13 protein-coding genes are annotated in these 18489 nt (G+C 69.9%); 5 read left to right on the plus strand and 8 right to left on the minus strand.

What is annotated here, in order from left to right; genetic code table 11:
• Nucleotides 1–82: 82 nt before the first annotated feature.
• Together murJ and ABZ457_RS01030 are read right to left on the minus strand one after the other, a co-directional pair.
• On the minus strand, nucleotides 83–2233 hold the full coding sequence (murJ, locus tag ABZ457_RS01025; RefSeq protein ID WP_359152455.1) for a murein biosynthesis integral membrane protein MurJ: 2151 nt from the start codon (nucleotides 2231–2233) through the stop codon (nucleotides 83–85).
• A 45-nt stretch (nucleotides 2234–2278) separates the two neighbouring features.
• The gene (locus tag ABZ457_RS01030; RefSeq protein WP_359152457.1) at nucleotides 2279–4636 is read right to left on the minus strand and encodes a DUF6049 family protein; all 2358 of its coding nucleotides are present in this window, start codon (nucleotides 4634–4636) and stop codon (nucleotides 2279–2281) included.
• Nucleotides 4637–4832: 196 nt separating this feature from the next.
• On the opposite strand from ABZ457_RS01030, the gene ABZ457_RS01035 reads away from it, so the two are divergent.
• Entirely contained in the window at nucleotides 4833–6299 is a 1467-nt protein-coding gene (locus tag ABZ457_RS01035) for a CCA tRNA nucleotidyltransferase (RefSeq protein ID WP_359152459.1), read from the plus strand.
• A 110-nt stretch (nucleotides 6300–6409) separates the two neighbouring features.
• Here the strand turns inward: ABZ457_RS01035 and ABZ457_RS01040 are convergent, their stop codons facing one another.
• The 3 genes from ABZ457_RS01040 to ABZ457_RS01050 form a co-directional block, all read right to left on the minus strand.
• A complete protein-coding gene (locus tag ABZ457_RS01040; RefSeq protein ID WP_359152461.1) occupies nucleotides 6410–7672 on the minus strand; it encodes an MFS transporter in 1263 nt (420 codons plus the stop codon).
• A gap of 75 nt (nucleotides 7673–7747) precedes the next feature.
• Nucleotides 7748–8830: an inositol-3-phosphate synthase gene (locus tag ABZ457_RS01045; RefSeq protein ID WP_359152463.1), complete on the minus strand. Its 1083-nt coding sequence runs from the start codon at nucleotides 8828–8830 to the stop codon at nucleotides 7748–7750.
• 59 nt (nucleotides 8831–8889) lie between these two features.
• On the minus strand, nucleotides 8890–9606 hold the full coding sequence (locus ABZ457_RS01050) for a helix-turn-helix transcriptional regulator (protein ID WP_359152465.1): 717 nt from the start codon (nucleotides 9604–9606) through the stop codon (nucleotides 8890–8892).
• 372 nt (nucleotides 9607–9978) lie between these two features.
• Here ABZ457_RS01050 and ABZ457_RS01055 point away from each other — a divergent pair, with 372 nt between their 5' ends.
• Both ABZ457_RS01055 and ABZ457_RS01060 read left to right on the plus strand, forming a co-directional pair.
• Nucleotides 9979–12702, plus strand: a complete 2724-nt coding sequence (locus ABZ457_RS01055; RefSeq protein ID WP_359152467.1) for a transglycosylase domain-containing protein — start codon at nucleotides 9979–9981, stop codon at nucleotides 12700–12702.
• A gap of 120 nt (nucleotides 12703–12822) precedes the next feature.
• Complete coding sequence (locus ABZ457_RS01060; protein WP_359152469.1) at nucleotides 12823–14391, plus strand: glycosyltransferase 87 family protein; 1569 nt, start codon at nucleotides 12823–12825, stop codon at nucleotides 14389–14391.
• Between the two features lie 73 nt (nucleotides 14392–14464).
• Here ABZ457_RS01060 and ABZ457_RS01065 read toward each other — a convergent pair whose 3' ends face one another.
• From ABZ457_RS01065 to ABZ457_RS01075, 3 genes are all read right to left on the minus strand, one after another.
• On the minus strand, nucleotides 14465–15496 hold the full coding sequence (locus ABZ457_RS01065) for an alanine racemase (RefSeq protein WP_359152471.1): 1032 nt from the start codon (nucleotides 15494–15496) through the stop codon (nucleotides 14465–14467).
• Between the two features lie 114 nt (nucleotides 15497–15610).
• Nucleotides 15611–16729 carry a peptidoglycan bridge formation glycyltransferase FemA/FemB family protein gene (locus ABZ457_RS01070; protein WP_359152473.1) on the minus strand — a complete coding sequence of 373 codons (1119 nt, stop codon included), beginning with the start codon at nucleotides 16727–16729 and terminating at the stop codon, nucleotides 15611–15613.
• 169 nt (nucleotides 16730–16898) lie between these two features.
• Nucleotides 16899–17240, minus strand: coding sequence for a hypothetical protein (locus tag ABZ457_RS01075; protein WP_359152475.1), 342 nt, complete (start codon nucleotides 17238–17240; stop codon nucleotides 16899–16901).
• A gap of 279 nt (nucleotides 17241–17519) precedes the next feature.
• Between ABZ457_RS01075 and rpsF the strand changes: the two genes are divergently transcribed.
• Nucleotides 17520–17810 (plus strand): 30S ribosomal protein S6, encoded by a 291-nt coding sequence (rpsF, locus tag ABZ457_RS01080; protein ID WP_004950685.1) that lies wholly within the window; start codon nucleotides 17520–17522, stop codon nucleotides 17808–17810.
• A 74-nt stretch (nucleotides 17811–17884) separates the two neighbouring features.
• On the plus strand, nucleotides 17885–18475 hold the full coding sequence (locus ABZ457_RS01085) for a single-stranded DNA-binding protein (protein WP_359152477.1): 591 nt from the start codon (nucleotides 17885–17887) through the stop codon (nucleotides 18473–18475).
• The last annotated feature ends 14 nt before the right edge of the window (nucleotides 18476–18489 follow it).

Below are 18489 nucleotides of genomic sequence, written 5' to 3' on the forward strand. Positions count from 1 at the left end.
ACGCCAAGCCAATTGTGCCCACAGTCCGGCGCTATGCACGACACACGGCGTCGGACGATGGTTGTGCCCGGAGAGCTCCGTCCTACCGTCCGAGACGCCCGCGCACCATGCCGACCAGCGCGTTGAGCTCCGCGATCCGCATCTTCCTGGCCGCCACGAAGAAGACGCCCAGGAGGACGATTCCACCGGCCACGAGAGCGACGAGCGAACCTCCGGCACCGCTCCCGAGTGCCGTCACCACACCGAAGGCCACCGCGCCGGCGGCGACCGCGGCGGGCACCGAGGCCAGGCACAGCCGTGCGTAGGTCCGCAGCACATGGGTGCCGTCCAGGTCCCCGCCGAGGCGCTTACTGAGCCGCCGCCAGGCCACGCCCACACCGACCGCGTAGGCGAGGCCGTAGGAGGCGGCCATGCCCACGACCGCCCAGCGGGCCGGGAGCAGCGCGTAACACAGGGCGGAGGCCGCCGCGTTGACCGCGGCCACGATGACGGTGTTGTAGAAGGGCGTCCTGGTGTCCTCGTAGGCGTAGAAACCGCGGAGGACGACGTACTGCACCGAGTAGGGGATCAGGCCGAGGCCGAAGGCCATCAGGATGAAGCCCATGCCCTGCGCGGCCTCCTGACCGCTGGAGGCGAAGAGCAGCATGGACATCGGGACACCGAGGGCGAGGAACGCGAACGCGACGGGCACGATGGCCACCGCGGAGTTGCGCAGGCCCTGCGAGATGTCGTCCCGGACGGCGCCCGGGTCGCCGTCGTGCGCGGCACGGGAGAGCCGGGGCAGCAGGGCGGCCATGACGGAGACCGTGATGATGGCCTGTGGCATGCCCCAGATGAGCTGGGCGTTGGTGTAGGCGATGAAGCCCGCGCCCTGGCGTCCGGACGCCTCACCGGCCGCGGTGGCCAGCTGGGTCACCACCAGGACGCCGGCCTGGTTGGCGAGGACGAAGAGCACCGTCCACTTCGCCAGCTTCACCGTCCTGCCGAGGCCGTGGCCCTTCCAGTCGAAGCGGGGACGGAAGCGGAAGCCGGTCTCGCGGAGGTACGGGATCATCGCCAGCGCCTGGACCACCAGGCCGAGCAGGGTGCCGATGCCCAGCAGCCGGACACCGTCCGCCGGGATCGTCTGCACGCCCATCTGGGACTCGGCCGAGGTGCCGTACACCCAGATGAAGAGCCCGAAAGTGGTGATCATGACGATGTTGTTCAGGACCGGGGTCCACATCATCGCGCCGAACTTGCCACGGGCGTTGAGGATCTGGCCCATCACCACATGGATGCCCATGAAGAAGATCGTCGGCAGGCAGTAGCGGGCGAAGGTGACCGCGACGCTGTTGGCCGCCGGATCGCCGGCGATGGTGTCCGACATCAGCTGGATCAGGAGCGGCGCCGCGAACACGGCCAGCAGGACGATGGTGCCCAGCGCGACCATCACCAGTGTCAGCAGGCGGTTGGCGAAGGCCTCGCCGCCGTCCTCGTCGTCCTTCATCGCCCGGACGAGCTGGGGGACGAAGACCGAGTTGAGGCCGCCGCCGACGGTGAGGATGTAGATCATCGTCGGCAGGGTGTAGGCGATGGTGAAGGTGTCGCCGAGGAGCGCGGCGCCGAGCGCCGCCGTGATCACCAGGCTCCGGACGAATCCGGTCAGGCGTGAGACGAGCGTGCCGGCGGCCATCACGGCGCTGGACTTCAGCAGCCCGGAGGCGCGCCCGGCCGGCTTCTTCGGCGGCGCCGGGGCCGGCACGGGCTCGGGGGCGGGCGTGGGCTGTCCGGAGGACTGCTGGTCGCGGAAGAGGTGCGCGAAGGCGTCCGGCTCCGGCTTGTCCTCGGAGGCCCGGGTGACGAGGTCGTCCACGCCGGTGAACTGGGTCGTCCGGGCGTCGTCCCCGTACGGGAGATGACGGGAGGGGCCGTCCGGCTCCGGTGGCGGGGTCTGGGCCCAGACCCGGGGGTCGGGGGCGTACGGGGGCGCCGCGGGCTGCTGGTAGAGCGCCTGGGGGTCCTGGTACGTGCCCGGCGGCGGTGGCGGGTGCGCCGAGCGGTCGTAGAGCGCCTCGGTCACCGGGTCCTGCGCCGACAGGTCCCGGGCCTGGAACGGATCCGGTGTGTAGGCGTCCTGGACATAGGGGTCCTGCGCGTACGGGTCCGTGGCGGGGTGCTGCGGCGCCGGGTCGCGTCCGGCGGAGTCTCCGCCCGCGCCCTGGCCGCGGTCACCGTCGTACGGCGCGTTCATGACTACCCCACCTCATCGTCCCCGGCCGACCGGCCACGACATCGCTCAACGGTCCACTTTCTCACCAGCGCCCGACGGGTCGCCGCTTTCGGGTCGGGTGTCCGGCTGCGGGTCACTCGGCTGCTCGGGTTCCGGGCCCGGGACGCCGGGCTCGGCGTCCGCGCCGGCCGGTTCCGCCGCCGGCTCCCCGGTCGCCTTCTCCGTTTCGGTGTCCGCCTCGGCGGCCGCCGCTTCGACGGCGGCGCGCTTGCGCTGGGTGTACATCCTGATGCCCGCGAGGACAAGAAGCAGCACGCCGCCCGCGATGACCAGCATCACCTGGGGGGTGATCTCCGAGACCTTCACCGTGAAGGTCATGGCCTCGCCGTAGGGCTTGCCGTCCTTGGTGAACAACTGCGCGGTCATCTGGACCTGGCCGTTCGCCTTGGCCGCGGCCGGGAACTTCACCGTCTGGCTGTGGCCGCCGCCGACCCGGACGGGCTGCTCGGTGACCGCCCGGCCGTCCAGCCCGAGGCGGGTCGGACTCTGGGACTGGAGCCGCAGCACGAGGTCGTCGACGTCCTGGACGAGCTGGTTCTGCACGGTGACCGGGATCATCGCGCTGCGGCCCGACAGGGTCACATCCGACTTCTGGATGAGCTGGACCTCTTCCGTGAGGTCCTTCAGATAGGTCCGCACACCCTGCCGGTACTGGGCCGCGCCCACGGGGTTGCCCCGCCAGGACGTGGAGAGCTCACGGTCGACGGCCCGGCCGAACGGCGTCTTCACCCGGTCGGCCTGGGTCAGGATCCCCTCGAACATGTCGAGGGTCCGCTGGGTGCCCCGGATGTCCTCGAACGCCTCGACCGGCAGCTCCTGCTTCCGTAGTTTCGCCGGGTACGCGGATCCCCGGGGCACCGCCGTGTTGGCGTCGGCGTCCGGCTTGGCCTCCGCCGCGCGCGGCAGGTCGAGCGGCTGGCTCCACCGCTTGGCCTCCAGCGCCTGGAGCGCACGGGCCATCGACTGCGCCTGGGTCGCCGTGGGAACGCGCTGCGGGGCGACCACGATGCTCCGCTGCTTCTCCGGATCCTGCAGTGTCACGGCGAGGGACTGGGCGAGGAACTTCTGCACGGCCAGGGTGGAGGCGCCGGCGCCCGTCATATCGCCCTCGAAGGCCCGGGAGAGCCGGGAATCGGCCACCACCGCGGTCGTGCCGCCTCCGACGGGCCTGGCGGCCGTCGGGGTGTAGTCCAGGTTGTCCCGGAGGCTGTCGCTCCGTGCGATGACGTTGTGGGCGCCCGCGGAGGTCGCGACATCGACGATCGAGGAGTCGATCGCCCCGTCGACCGGCCAGGCGAAGTCCACCGAGGGCTTCACATGGAGGATGGTCTCCACGGTCGTCGCGGCGACTTCGGTGGCCGGCTGGAGGTGGCTGAGGGAGCCGGAGACGGCCTTTCCGCGGTGGGCGAGCGAGGCGAGGTCGGGATCCGCGAACGGCAGGGCGACCACCTTGTCGTCCTGTACGGCGGCCTCCAGCGACCTCAGCCAGCGCTTGGCCACGTCCCGGTTGGTGCCGGGCACGGTGGTGTCGCCCTGCTTGACCTCGTACTTCTCGGCCATGGCGTCCACGGTGGCCAGCAGGTCCGGGTCGATGACCCAGGTCACCGGCAGTGTGCTGCCGAGGGTCACCATCTGCTCCAGGCGCCCGCCCGGGGACAGCTCCTTGACCAGGGACTCGTCCTCGAAGACCGGGGTCTGCTGCTCGTCGGAGCCGGTCTCTGAGGTGAGGTGCGTCGACGAGATCAGCGGCCAGAGATACGTGAGCTGGGTCTTCTTCTTGGTGGCTTCCGGCTGCCAGGGAAGGAAGGTCCGCTCGATGCCGAGGACCTGGTCGTAGGCGAAGTCCGGCGTCCGGCCGGAGAGGGAGACCCCCAGGGGGTAGACCCCGCCGTCCTCGCCGAGGTCGAGCTTGTCGAGGGGGACGGAGACGGTGAAGTCGTGGCTGATGCCCGACGCCAGCCGCGGGATGTCCACCGCGAATGTGTCGTCGATCTTCGGTCCGTCGAGCACCGGGTCGAATCCGGTCCGCTCGGACGCCTGGTCGATGGCGGTCCGGCCGGCCAGCTTCGGGCCGACGCGGAGATCGACATGGGCGTCGGTGATCGTGCGCTTGCTGCGGTTGATCACGGTGCCGGACACGGTGAGGGTGTCCTTCTCGCCGGGAGCGGCGGGCGTCATCGCGTCCAGGGACACGTCGACGGTCCGGGTGCCTATGGCGTCCTCCGCGGCCGCCGCGGGAGTCGCGGTCGGTCCGTACAGCAGTCCGGCCATGAGTGGTACGCCGGCGATCACGGAGGCTGTGCGTCGCAGCCACCGGCGTGCAGGAGAAAGGTGCATCTCCTGGAAGTCTGCCGCCTCGGCCACGCGCTCGCCCGTCCCTCGTCGTCGTGCCTACTGGTGGTCGTTCTGTGGGTCTCTCGTTCGTGCGTCCACGCATGGTAACGAGACCCGCTGTGCCGAAGTGCCGCGGAGGGACCCACAAGATCGCGTGAGAAGCGGGACGGGGCCCCCGGGAAACCGAGGCGCCCCGGGGCGGCGCGGGCACGTACCCTTTTCTGCTGTGCCGAACGCCAATGAAGACAGCCCCACTGCCCTGAGCCAGGTGCAACACCGCGCGGTGAGCGAACTGCTGCGGGTTTCTCCCGTCGCCGACGATCTGGCCCGCCGTTTCGAGGAGGCCGGCCACCGGCTCGCTCTCGTCGGCGGCTCGGTACGCGACGCGCTCCTCGGGCGGCTCGGTAACGATCTCGACTTCACCACGGACGCCCGGCCCGAGGACGTGCTCAAAATCATGCGCCCCTGGGCCGACTCCGTGTGGGACGTCGGTATCGCCTTCGGCACGGTCGGGGCGCAGAAGGAGGGCGGTGCCGGGGAGCAGGCGCAGCGCTTCCAGATCGAGGTCACGACCTACCGTTCGGAGGCGTACGACAGGACCTCGCGGAAGCCCGAGGTCTCCTACGGCCACTCCATCGAGGAAGACCTCGTCCGCCGTGACTTCACCGTGAACGCCATGGCCGTGGCCCTTCCGGAGAAGGAGTTCATCGACCCCCACAAGGGACTGGAGGACCTTGCCGCCCGGGTCCTGCGCACTCCCGGCACCCCCGAGGACTCGTTCTCCGACGACCCGCTGCGGATGCTGCGCGCCGCCCGTTTCGCCGCCCAGCTGGACTTCGAGGTGGCCCCCGAGGTCGTGGCCGCGATGACCGCCATGGCCGAGCGCATCGAGATCGTGTCGGCCGAGCGGGTGCGGGACGAGCTGAACAAGCTGCTGCTGTCGGCGCACCCCCGCAAGGGCCTGGCACTGCTGGTCGAGACCGGCCTCGCCGCGCATGTCCTCCCGGAGTTGCCGGCGCTGCGTCTGGAGAGCGACGAGCACCACCGCCACAAGGATGTGTACGAGCACTCACTCACCGTGTTGGAGCAGGCGATCGACCTGGAGGAGGACGGGCCCGACCTGGTGCTGCGCCTGGCCGCACTGCTCCATGACATCGGGAAGCCCCGGACGCGGCGGTTCGAGAAGGACGGGCGGGTCTCCTTCCACCACCACGAGGTCGTCGGCGCGAAGATGACCAAGAAGCGGATGGTCGCGCTGAAGTACTCGAACGAGCTGGTCAAGGACGTCTCGCGGCTGGTCGAGCTGCATCTGCGGTTCCACGGCTACGGCACCGGCGAGTGGACCGACTCCGCGGTGCGCCGGTATGTGCGGGACGCGGGACCGCTGCTGACGCGGCTCCACAAGCTCACCCGCTCCGACTGCACGACCCGGAACAGGAAGAAGGCGGCGGCGCTCTCCCGGGCCTACGACGGCCTGGAGGAGCGCATCGCCCAGCTCCAGGAGCAGGAGGAGCTGGACGCGATCCGGCCGGACCTCGACGGCAATCAGATCCAGGAGGTGCTGGGAGTCGGGCCCGGCCCGGTCATCGGCAAGGCGTACGCCTTCCTCCTCGACCTGCGGCTGGAGAACGGCCCGATGGAGTACGACGCGGCGGTCGCGGCGCTCAAGGAGTGGTGGGCGACGCAGGACTGAGCACCGTACGGGGGGTGTGTTTCACGTGAAACACACCCCCCGTACGGAAGTCAGGTGTCAGCGAAGGGGCGGTGTTTCACGTGAAACACCGCCCCTTCGCGTTTCTGGCCTCACCCCGGAGCGGGGCGGCGTCTCAGGAGAGCTGTCGCCACCGCCGCGTAGAGGACCGCCACGGCGGCGATCAGGGCGGCGGACCGGCCGTCCGGCGGCAGCATCAGTGCGGCCACCCCGGCCGCTCCCACGAACGCCACATTGAAGAGCATGTCGTAGAGGGAGAAGACCCGGCCGCGGAAGGCGTCGTCCACCGAGGTCTGCACCACGGTGTCCGTCGCGATCTTCGCGCCCTGGGTGACGAGACCGAGCACAAAGGCCGCGGCCAGCATCGGAGCGGGAGCGAAGGGCAGCCCGAGGGCCGGCACCAGGACGGCCGCCGCGCCCGAGCACGCCGCCATCCAGCCGTACTGCCCGAGCCTCCCGATGGCCCAGGGGGAGATCACCGCGGCGGCGAAGAAGCCCGCGCCCGAGATGCCCACGGCCAGCCCGAGGAGCGCGAGCCCGTCCGCCTCGGAGTCGGACCAGGCGTAGCGGCAGAGCATCAGGACCGTCACGGTGAGCGCGCCGTAGCAGAAGCGGAGCAGGGCCATCGCGGCCAGCGCGTCCGCCGCGACGCGCCGTCGGCGCAGATGCCGCAGGCCGTCCAGCAGACCGTGGGCGGTGGAGGCGAGAGCCTTGAGCAGGTGCGGCTGGAGCAGATCCGGGTCGGGCCCCAGAAGCTCACGTCCCATGCGCAGGGAGGCGGCGGCAGCGCAGAGGTAGAGGGCCGCGCCCAGCAGGACCACGACGGCGTCGGAGTCCGAGACGGCGAACCGCACGAGGAAGGCCAGGCCGCCGCCGGCTGTGGCGGCGAGGGTCCCCGCCGTCGGTGAGAGCGAGTTCGCCACCACCAGGCGCTCCTCGTCGACCACGCGGGGGAGGGCGGCGGAGAGCCCGGCCAGCACGAAGCGGTTGACGGCGGTGACGGAGAGGGCGGAGGCGTAGAAGAGCCAGTCCGGGGCGGCCGCCAGAACGAGCAGGGCCGTCCCGCAGGCGAGGACGGCGCGCAGCGCGTTGCCGTAGAAGAGCACCTGCCGGCGGCGCCAGCGGTCGAGCAGAACGCCGGCGAAGGGGCCCACGAGGGAGTAGGGCAGCAGCAGGACGGCCATGGCGGACGCGATCGCCGCGGGCGAGGTCTGCCGTTCCGGGGAGAACACCACGTAGGTCGCCAGGGCCACCTGGTAGACGCCGTCGGCCGACTGCGACAGCAGCCGCACCGCCAGGAGGCGGCGGAAGCCGCTCAGGCGCAGGAGTACGCGCAGATCACGTACGGCAGACATGCGAGCTAGCGTCACATACGAGGAGGGTCCCCGGGGCAGCGACCCGGGGACCCTCCTCGATGGCAGGGGGAGCGATCAGCGCTCGACCTCGCCCTTGATGAACTTCTCGACGTTCTCACGAGCCTCGTCGTCGAAGTACTGCACCGGCGGGGACTTCATGAAGTACGAGGAGGCCGAGAGGATCGGGCCGCCGATGCCGCGGTCCTTGGCGATCTTCGCGGCGCGCACGGCGTCGATGATGACACCCGCCGAGTTCGGGGAGTCCCACACCTCGAGCTTGTACTCCAGGTTCAGCGGGACGTCACCGAAGGCGCGGCCCTCAAGGCGCACATACGCCCACTTGCGGTCGTCGAGCCAGGCGACGTAGTCCGAGGGGCCGATGTGGACGTTCTTCTCGCCCAGCTCACGGTCGGGGATCTGCGAGGTGACGGCCTGCGTCTTCGAGATCTTCTTGGACTCCAGGCGCTCGCGCTCGAGCATGTTCTTGAAGTCCATGTTGCCGCCGACGTTGAGCTGCATCGTGCGGTCCAGGATGACACCGCGGTCCTCGAACAGCTTGGCCATCACGCGGTGCGTGATGGTGGCGCCGACCTGGGACTTGATGTCGTCACCGACGATCGGGACACCGGCCTCGGTGAACTTGTCCGCCCACTCCTTGGTGCCGGCGATGAAGACCGGGAGGGCGTTGACGAAGCCGACCTTGGCGTCGATGGCGCACTGCGCGTAGAACTTCGCAGCGTCCTCGGAGCCGACCGGGAGGTAGCAGACCAGGACGTCGACCTGCTTGTCCTTGAGGATCTGGACGATGTCGACCGGCTCCTCGGCGGACTCCTCGATGGTCTGGCGGTAGTACTTACCCAGGCCGTCCAGGGTGTGCCCGCGCTGCACGGTGACGCCGGTGGACGGCACGTCGCAGATCTTGATGGTGTTGTTCTCGCTGGCGCCGATGGCGTCCGCCAGGTCGAGGCCGACCTTCTTGGCGTCCACGTCGAAGGCGGCGACGAACTCGACGTCACGGACGTGGTAGTCGCCGAACTGGACGTGCATCAGACCCGGCACCTTGCCGGCCGGGTCGGCGTCCTTGTAGTACTCGACGCCCTGCACCAGCGAGGCGGCGCAGTTGCCCACGCCGACGATGGCTACGCGAACCGAACCCATTCCGGTTGCTCCCTGTGTGATCTCGGTGTTCCGGATGAAACCCTGCGGTGCGCAGGGCCTCACTTGGCGGTGTCGTCGGACGGATCCGGCGGAGTCGGGCCGCCGGGGGAGGTCCCCCCGGGAGGTCCGGGCTCCGTGTGCCGGGGCAGGCCGTCCGTCGCTCCAGATGTGTTGTCGTGCTGAGCGGTGCTCTCGGAAGAGGGTCGTCGCTGATCCCGCCCCGCCCGCTCGCTCTCGATGAGCTCGTTCAGCCAGCGCACTTCGCGCTCCACGGACTCCATGCCGTGGCGCTGAAGTTCGAGCGTGTAGTCGTCGAGGCGCTCGCGGGTGCGGGCGAGAGAGGCCCGCATCTTCTCCAGGCGCTCCTCCAGCCGGCTGCGGCGCCCTTCCAGGACCCGCATCCGCACCTCGCGCTCCGTCTGGCCGAAGAAGGCGAAACGGGCCGCGAAGTGCTCGTCCTCCCAGGTGTCGGGGCCGGTGTGGGAGAGCAGCTCCTCGAAGTGCTCCTTACCGTCGGCCGTCAACCGGTAGACGATCTTCGCGCGGCGCCCCGCCAGGGAGGCGGCGAGGGCGTCCTCGGGCGCGCTTCCCGGCTCCTCGATCAACCAGCCGTTGGCGACCAGCGTCTTGAGGCAGGGATAGAGGGTGCCGTAGCTGAAGGCCCGGAAGATCCCCAGCGAGGTGTTGAGCCGCTTGCGCAGCTCGTACCCGTGCATCGGTGCTTCGCGGAGCAGGCCGAGCACGGCGAATTCGAGGATGCCCGAGCGCCTGCTCATTGCCGCCTCCTTCGCTGTGCCGTGCCGTTGTCTCGCCGCGATGTGTCGTGCTGATGTATCGACTCGATACATCAGCACGATAGAGCCGCGTGCCTGTTGCGACAAGAGGGGCCATCGTGAACGGCGTCACATCGTCAATTCACAGCCCCTGAGTTGCCGGAAATGGGGTGAACTTCGGCCCTAGGCGGGTTTTGACCGTGCGTAGTCTGTGCGGCATGCAGACCACCGGGAACCATGTGACGCCCCCGAGCGTCATCGCCGTGGACGCGCAGCGGATGAGTTCTGCCCAGAGCTCGTCCGTATCCATTTCGGGGGGACCGGAACTCACCTGCCGCTTCCAGGCGTCTCGCCTGCCCGAGGAGTAGTCGTTCGATGAGCGAGCACCGTCGCAAACCGCCGCAGTCGCAGGGTGGCGGACGTGCCGCGGCCCGTCGCGCCGCCCAGCAGCCGGGCCGTCGCGGAGCATCAGGCCGGGATGCCGCACCGGCCTCCCCCGCCGCCTCGCACGGCGAGGAGCGCCCCTACGGAGGCCGCGCCGAGGCGCGCCGCGCCGCCCAGCGCGGCGGCCGCCGGCACACCGAGGAGGCGCCGGGCGCGGGCCGCGCCGCCAGGCGGGCCGGAGCCGCCGGGGCGGCGGCACGCCGTCCGGGCAAGAAGCGGATCATCGACTATCCGCGCCACGACAAGTACGGGTGGCGCCGGTGGGTGCCGTCCTGGAAGCTCGTGACGGGCCTGTTCATCGCCCTCTTCGGCAGCATGATGACCGCGGCGACGATCGCCTACGCGATGGTCGGCGTACCCGATCCCGCCAAGACCGCGACCGCCCAGAACAACGTCTACTACTGGAAAGACGGCTCTCAGATGGCCGCGACCGGTGGGGAGACGAACCGGCAGATCATCCCCATCGACCAGATTCCGCTGGTGATGCAGAACGCGGTGATCTCGGCCGAGAACAAGACCTTCAAGGACGACTCCGGCATCGACCCGATGGGCATCGGCCGGGCCCTGTTCAACATGGCCCGCGGCCAGCAGACCCAGGGCGGATCGACGATCACCCAGCAGTACGTGAAGAACGCGCGGCTCGACAACCAGGACCAGACCCTGAGCCGCAAGTTCAAGGAGCTCTTCATCTCCGTAAAGATCGACAACGAGATGGAGAAGGACGAGATCATGGAGGGCTACCTCAACACCTCCTACTACGGACGGGGCGCCTACGGCATCCAGGCAGCCGCCCGCACGTACTACGGCAAGGACGCCAACAAGCTCAACGCCAGTGAGTCCGCTGTGCTCGCCTCTCTCCTCAAGGGCGCGACGTACTTCGACCCGGCGGGCAACCCGTCGATCGACCCCGAGGCATCCCCTGCCAAGAACCGCGAGCGGGCGGAGGAGCGCTGGCGGTGGATCCTCGACGAGATGGTCAAGGACAAGCACCTCACCGCCGAGGAGCGGGCTACCTACACAAAGTTCCCCATGCCGGATGCGCCGAAGAAGAACGCGCAGCTCAGCGGTCAGATCGGTTACCTCGTGGACCTGGCCAAGGCGAACTTCGTCAACAACGCCCAGGGCTACACGGCCGAGGACCTCGCCCAGGGCGGCTTCGAGATCCACACGACCTTCGACAAGAAGAAGGTCGAGCTTCTCGAGAAGACCATCAAGAAGATCCAGGACAAGCACATCGACCCCAAGAAGCGCCCCGACACGGACACCCACGTCCAGTTCGGCGGCGCCTCGGTCGAGCCCGAGACCGGCAAGATCGTCGCGATCTACGGCGGCACCGACGCCACCAAGCACTTCACCAACAACGCCGACGCGACGGGTGCCCAGGTCGGATCGACCTTCAAGCCCTTCGTGCTCGCCGCGGCCATGCGCGACGGTGTGCGCGACCCCGAGGGCGCGGAGGAGCAGAGCCAGGCCGACCGCCGCATCGTCGACCCGGACAAGAGCCGCTACAGCGGCAAGAACAAGCTCAAGGTCAAGAACTACGACGGCAGCGTCTGGCACAACGAGGAGGGGAAGGAGTGGGAGCAGGTCAACGACGACGACGCCAGCTACGGTGACATCAGCCTGCGCAAGGCCATGATCCACTCCGCCAACTCGCCCTATGTGCAGCTCGGTATGGACGTCGGCATCCCGCAGGTGCGTGAGGCCGCGATCGACGCGGGTCTGCTGAAGACGAGCCTCGTGGAGGGCAACGTCCCGTCGTTCTCCCTCGGTATCTCCACCCCCAGCGCCATCCGGATGGCGGGCGCCTACGGCACCTTCGCCGCCGAGGGCGAGCAGCGCGACCCCTACTCGGTGACCAAGGTCCTCCAAGGGGGCAAGACGATCTACGAGCACGAGGACACCGGCAAGCGCGCCTTCAGCCGTGCCGTCGCCACCAATGTGACCGATGTGCTCACGGACGTCGTCGAGAAGGGCACCGGTAAGAACGCCCGGCTCCCGGGCCGCCCCGTCGCCGGCAAGACCGGTACCACCGACGGCAACAAGCAGGCGTGGTTCGTGGGTTACACCCCGCAGCTCTCGACCGCGATCGACATGTTCCGCCTCGACGACAACGAGAAGAACAAGAACCGCAAGTTCGAGGACATGTTCGGCACGGGTGCCCAGCCCAAGATCCACGGTTCGTCGTTCCCCTCCGAGATCTGGCACGACTACATGTCCGCCGCCCTCAAGGGCGAGAAGGTCATCGAGTTCCCCGAGCCGGAGGACCTGGGCGGCGAGGCCGTCTGGGGCGGCGGCGCGGTCAGCCCGGCGCCGTCGCCGAGCATCACGCCCTCCGAGACGCCGTCCGAGACGCCCTCGGAGAAGCCGTCCGAGACGCCGTCGACGTCGCCTTCCCCGTCCGAGTCCTGCAACCCGTGGGAGGACTGGACCTGCGACCCGACCGCCGGCACCGGCAACAACGGTGGCGGGAACAACGGCGGGAACGACGGCGGGGTCAGCAACGGCGGCACCGACGAGGGAGCGAGCAACGGCGGTCCGACGGTGAGTCCCCCGCCCGGTACGGACAGCGGCGGCACCGGCAACAACGGTGGCGGCGGCAACGGCGGGAACAACGGCGGTGGCGGCTTCATCGGGGGCTCCGACGGAACCTAGCGCCTGACCAGGTACCCACCGCGCGGCTCACGGGCCGCCGCATCCGGACCCCACGGCACCCGCCGGCCGGATGCGGCGGCCCGCGCCGTGTCCGCCGGCCCTTACGGCAGGATGTGCACCATGCCCAGCCCAGAAGAGACGAGCGCCTACCAGGACCGCCCCGCCGGCCGGCCCGCGCGCCGCGACCGCACGGACGTCGTCGCCCCCACCCGGCGCGACAGGATCGCCGCGGCGGGCAGCGAACTGATCGGCGGCCCCATCGGCCGCAGGGCGCTGGGCGGGCAGGGCGGCCGGCTCACCCCGGTGGCCGTCGTCGCGCTCACCGCGATCGGCATGTTCGCGCTGGGCATGGTGCAGAAGCTGCCCTGCTACAACTGGGCCTGGTTCCGGGGCACCAGCTCCCAGTACACCCACGCCTGCTACTCGGACATCCCCCACCTCTACCTGGGGAGGGGCTTCTCCGAGGGCCTGATCCCCTACTTCGACCGGCTGCCCGGCGATATGCAGTACCTGGAGTACCCGGTGCTGACCGGGCTCTTCATGCAGGTCGCGTCCTGGTTCAGCGAGGTCGGCTTCTGGCTGGGCGTCTCCGACGGCGACCTGGTGCAGCAGGAGCAGCTCTACTGGCTGGTGAACGCCGGCATGCTGCTGGCCTGCACGGCGGTGATCGCCGTCTGCGTCGCCCGCACCCAGCGGCACCGCCCCTGGGACGGCCTGCTCCTCGCCCTCGCGCCCGCCTTCGCGCTCACGGCCACCATCAACTGGGACCTGTTCGCCGTGGCGCTCGCCGCCGCCGCGCTGCTGATGTGGTCCCGTGGCCGGCCGCTCGCGTTCGGCATCCTGATCGGCCTGGCGACGGCGGCCAAGCTCTACCCGGTCTTCCTGCTGGCCCCGCTGCTGCCGCTCTGCTGGCGCACCGGGAAGTGGCGGGAGTTCATCACGGCGAGCCTGGCCGCGGCCGGTGCGTGGCTGGTCGTGAACCTGCCCGTGATGGTGTTCGCCCCGGAGGGCTGGAAGAAGTTCTACACCTTCAGCCAGGAGCGTCAGATCGACTTCGGGTCGTTCTGGCTGATCATCACCCAGCGCACCGGCGAGGGCATCGCCGTCGAGACCGTCAACGACACGGCCCTGGTGCTGGTGGCCCTGGCCTTCGTCGCCCTCTGCGTGCTGACCCTGCGGGCGCCGCGCCGTCCCCGGTACGCGCAGCTCGCCTTCCTGCTGGTCGCCGCGTTCATCCTGACCAACAAGGTCTACTCGCCGCAGTACGTGCTCTGGCTGATCCCGCTGGCGGTGCTGGCGCGGCCGCGCTGGCGGGACTTCCTGATCTGGCAGGCGTGCGAGGTCATGTACTTCCTGGGGATCTGGATGTACCTCGCGTACACGACCAGCGAGAAGCAGCAGGGGCTGCCGGTCGAGGGCTATCAGCTCGCGATCGCCCTGCACCTCCTCGGCACGCTGTACCTGTGCGCCGTGATCGTGCGGGACATCCTGAGGCCCGAGCGGGACGTGGTCCGCCAGGACGGCTCGGACGATCCGGCGGGCGGGGTCCTCGACGGCGCCCCGGACGTGTTCGTCCTCGGGGGCGAGCGGCGTCCGGACGAGGCGGCCGGGGCCGCGGAGGAGCCGCGGGCGGGCCGGGGCGCGGAGCCGGGCAGAGGGGCGGAGAAGGCGCCGCAGCCGGCCGGCTGAACGGGCCGGCCCCCGGCGGACGCGCGATGCGTCCGCCGGGGGCCGGAAAGTCCCGCGGTGCCGTCGGCGCCGGTCAGTGGTCCACTAGGCGGTCGAACTGCGTGGTGGTGTGCCGCAGATGGGCGACGAGTTCGTCCCCGACCTTCGGCTCCTGCGCGTCGGAGGGCACGAAGAGGATCGACACCTGCATGTGCGGCGGCTCGGCGAACCACCGCTGCTTTCCAGCCCACACGAACGGGGACAGATTGCGGTTCACCGTGGCCAGCCCGGCCCGGGCCACGCCCTTGGCGCGCGGCATCACACCGTGCAGGGCCTTCGGCGCCTCCAGGCCCACACCGTGCGAGGTGCCGCCCGCCACGACGACCAGCCAGCCGTCCGAGGCGGCCTTCTGCTGGCGGTAGCCGAACCGGTCGCCCTTGGACACATGGGTCACGTCCAGCACGGCGCCCCGGTACTCCGTGGCCTCGTGGTCGCCCAGCCAGAGGCGGGTGCCGATGCGGGCGCGGAACCGGGTCTGCGGGAACTGCTGCTGCAGCCGCGCCTGTTCGTCCGCGCGCAGATGGCTCACGAACATGGTGTGCAGCGGGAGCCGGGCGGCCCGCAGCCGGTCCATCCAGGCGATGACCTCCTCGACCGCGTCCGAACCGTCGGTGCGGTCCAGCGGCAGGTGCAGGGCGAAGCCCTCCAGCCGGACGTCCTCTATGGCGGCGTGCAGCTGGCCGAGCTCGTGCTCGCCGACGCCGTGGCGCTTCATCGAGCTCATGCACTCGATGACCACCCGGGCGCCGACGAGGGCGTGCACACCGTCGACGGAGGAGACGGAGCGGATGACGCGGTCCGGCAGCGGCACCGGCTCCTCGCCCCGCCGGAACGGGGTGAGGACGAGCAGGTCGCCGCCGAACCAGTCCTTGATCCGCGCGGCTTCGTACGTCGTGCCGACGGCCAGCATGTCGGATCCGAAGCGGGCCGCCTCCTCGGACAGCCGCTCGTGGCCGAAGCCGTATCCGTTGCCCTTGCAGACGGGGACGAGGCCGGGGAACTGGTCGATCACCGACTTCTGGTGTGCCCGCCAGCGCGCGGTGTCTACGTAGAGGGAGAGCGCCATGGCAGGCCCGGACCCTTTCTGGTGGCTGCGGAGTTCGGATGGTTTCGGATGGTGGTGCGTGGTGCGTGGTGCGGGTGATGCGTGGTGTCCGCGGGGAGTCCCCCGGGACGACGGTCAGCGCCGCGACATGTAGATGTCGAGCGCCTTGTGCAGCAGCTTGTTGAGCGGGAAGTCCCACTCGCCGACGTACTCGACGGCCTCGCCGCCCGTGCCGACCTTGAACTGGATCAGGCCGAACAGGTGGTCCGTCTCGTCGAGGGAGTCGCTGATGCCCCGGAGGTCGTAGACCGTGGCGCCCATCGCGTACGCGTCGCGCAGCATCCGCCACTGCATGGCGTTCGACGGGCGGACCTCGCGGCCGATGTTGTCCGAGGCGCCGTAGGAGTACCAGACGTGGCCGCCGACGACGAGCATGGTGGCCGCCGACAGGTTCACGCCGTTGTGGCGGGCGAAGTAGAGCCGCATGCGGTTGGGGTCCTCCTTGTTGAGGACGGTCCACATGCGCTGGAAGTACGAGAGCGGGCGGGGGCGGAAGCGGTCGCGCTCGGCGGTGATCTCGTAGAGCCGCTGCCACTCCTCCAGGTCCTCGTAACGGCCCTGGACGACCTCGACGCCGGCCTTCTCCGCCTTCTTGATGTTCCGGCGCCACAACTGGTTGAAGCCCTTGAGGACGTCGTCGAGCGACCGGTTGGCCAGCGGGACCTGGTAGACGTAGCGCGGCTGCACGTCACCGAAGCCGGCGCCGCCGTCCTCGCCCTGCTGCCAGCCCATCTTCCGCAGGCGGTCGGCCACTTCGAAGGCGCGCGGCTCGATGTGCGTCGCCTCGACGTCCCGCAGCCGCTTCACGTCCGGGTCCTGGATGCCCGCCTTGATCGCGGGGGCGTCCCACCGGCGGATGACGACCGGGGGGCCCATCTTGACGGAGAACGCGCCCTGCTTCTTGAGGTGGGCCAGCATCGGCTGGAGCCACTCGTCCAGGTTGGGGGCGTACCAGTTGATGACCGGGCCCTCGGGGAGGTACGCGAGGTAGCGCTTGACCTTGGGGAGCTGGCGGTACAGGACCAGGCCCGCGCCGACGAGTTCACCGTTCTTGTCGAACCAGCCGAGGTTCTCCGAGCGCCACTCGGTCTTCACATCCGCCCACGCCGGGACCTGGCAGTGGCTCGCCGAGGGCAGGGTCTGGATGTACGCCAGATGCTGCTCACGGCTGATGGTCCTCAGGGTCAGGCTCATGCGGGGCGCTCCTCGGCAGGTGTGTCCCCATGGGTTCAGGGGCTCCGGCTCTCGCGCCGAAGCCTACTGCGCCCGGACGGCCCTCCGAATGTCTGTGCACAGGTGCAGCGCGGCCCTCGCCCCCACTCGGGTGGGGGCGAGGGCCGCGCCGGGACGGAGCGGGTGTCCCTCAGCCCAGTACGCCGCCGAAGAGTCCGCCGTGGGCCATGCCGAGGAAGAAGCCGACGGCGGAGGCTCCCAGGCCGATGATCAGCAGGAACCGCTCGCGCGTGGTGACCGAGATGAACTGCCCGTACCCGCCGGTGAGGATGCCGATGAGGCCCGCCCAGGAACTCAGCAGGTGGAGGTGGTGCCACATCGCCGTGATGAACGCGACGGCGCCGAGCACCAGCGTCGCGGCCATCAGGGAGTCCTGGAGGGGGTGGGGCTTGCCGTCCGAGGCGAGGAGCGAACCGGAGGACGGCCGCCGCGTCGCGGTGGTGGGGGACTGGCGTCGCATTGCATGTGCCATGAGGCACCTCCTGGCTGAGCCGGAAGGCGGCGCATCGTAGCGCCGCGCGCACCCGATGTGTACAGGTTGCGGCCATTCGCACCCGGATTTCAACCGGAAGCCGGTTGCCGGTACGCTGGTCCGTCTGCACCGGTGTCTGCTCCGGGCCAGGCGCAGTCCCCCACGATCCGAAGGATCCGCACGGGACTGTCAGTGGCCCCGGATACCGTTGCGCACGCATCACGACCCTCCTGCCACGGAACGACCGTGGCCGCTGAGTCCAAAGGAGGTGGGTTCCACATGCGTCACTACGAGGTGATGGTCATCCTCGACCCCGATCTCGAGGAGCGCGCTGTCTCCCCGCTGATCGAGAACTTCCTCTCCGTCGTCCGTGAGGGCAACGGAAAGGTGGAGAAGGTCGACACCTGGGGCCGTCGTCGTCTCGCTTACGAGATCAAGAAGAAGCCCGAGGGCATCTACTCGGTCATCGACCTGCAGGCCGAGCCTGCGGTCGTCAAGGAGCTCGACCGCCAGATGAACCTGAACGAGTCGGTCCTCCGGACCAAGGTCCTCCGTCCCGAGACCCACTGAGCGTCTAGCTCAGAGGTCATCGGGTCCGAGTAGCAGCAAGCAGCCAGAAGCAATCCCCGCCGAGAGGTTCCCCCATGGCAGGCGAGACCGTCATCACGGTCGTCGGCAATCTCGTCGACGACCCCGAGCTGCGCTTCACCCCGTCCGGTGCGGCGGTCGCGAAGTTCCGCGTCGCGTCCACTCCCCGCACCTTCGACCGGCAGACCAATGAGTGGAAGGACGGCGAGAGCCTGTTCCTGACCTGCTCGGTCTGGCGGCAGGCGGCGGAGAACGTCGCCGAGTCGCTCCAGCGCGGCATGCGCGTCGTCGTGCAGGGCCGTCTGAAGCAGCGGTCCTACGAGGACCGCGAGGGCGTCAAGCGCACGGTCTTCGAGCTGGACGTCGAGGAAGTCGGCCCCAGCCTCAAGAACGCCACCGCCAAGGTCACCAAGACCACCGGTCGTGGCGGCCAGGGTGGGTACGGCGGCGGCCAGCAGCAGGGCGGCGGTGGCTGGGGCGGCGGCCCCGGCGGTGGCGGCCAGCAGGGCGGCGGCGGTGCTCCCGCCGACGACCCGTGGGCCACCAGCGCGCCGGCCGGCGGCGGCCAGCAGCAGGGTGGCGGCGGAGGCTGGGGCGGAAGCTCCGGCGGTTCCGGCGGCGGCTACTCGGACGAGCCCCCCTTCTAAGGGGCGGGGCTCGT

The sequence above is a fragment of the Streptomyces sp. NPDC005805 genome (assembly GCF_040630445.1).
In the GTDB taxonomy this organism is placed as follows: Bacteria; Actinomycetota; Actinomycetes; order Streptomycetales; family Streptomycetaceae; genus Streptomyces.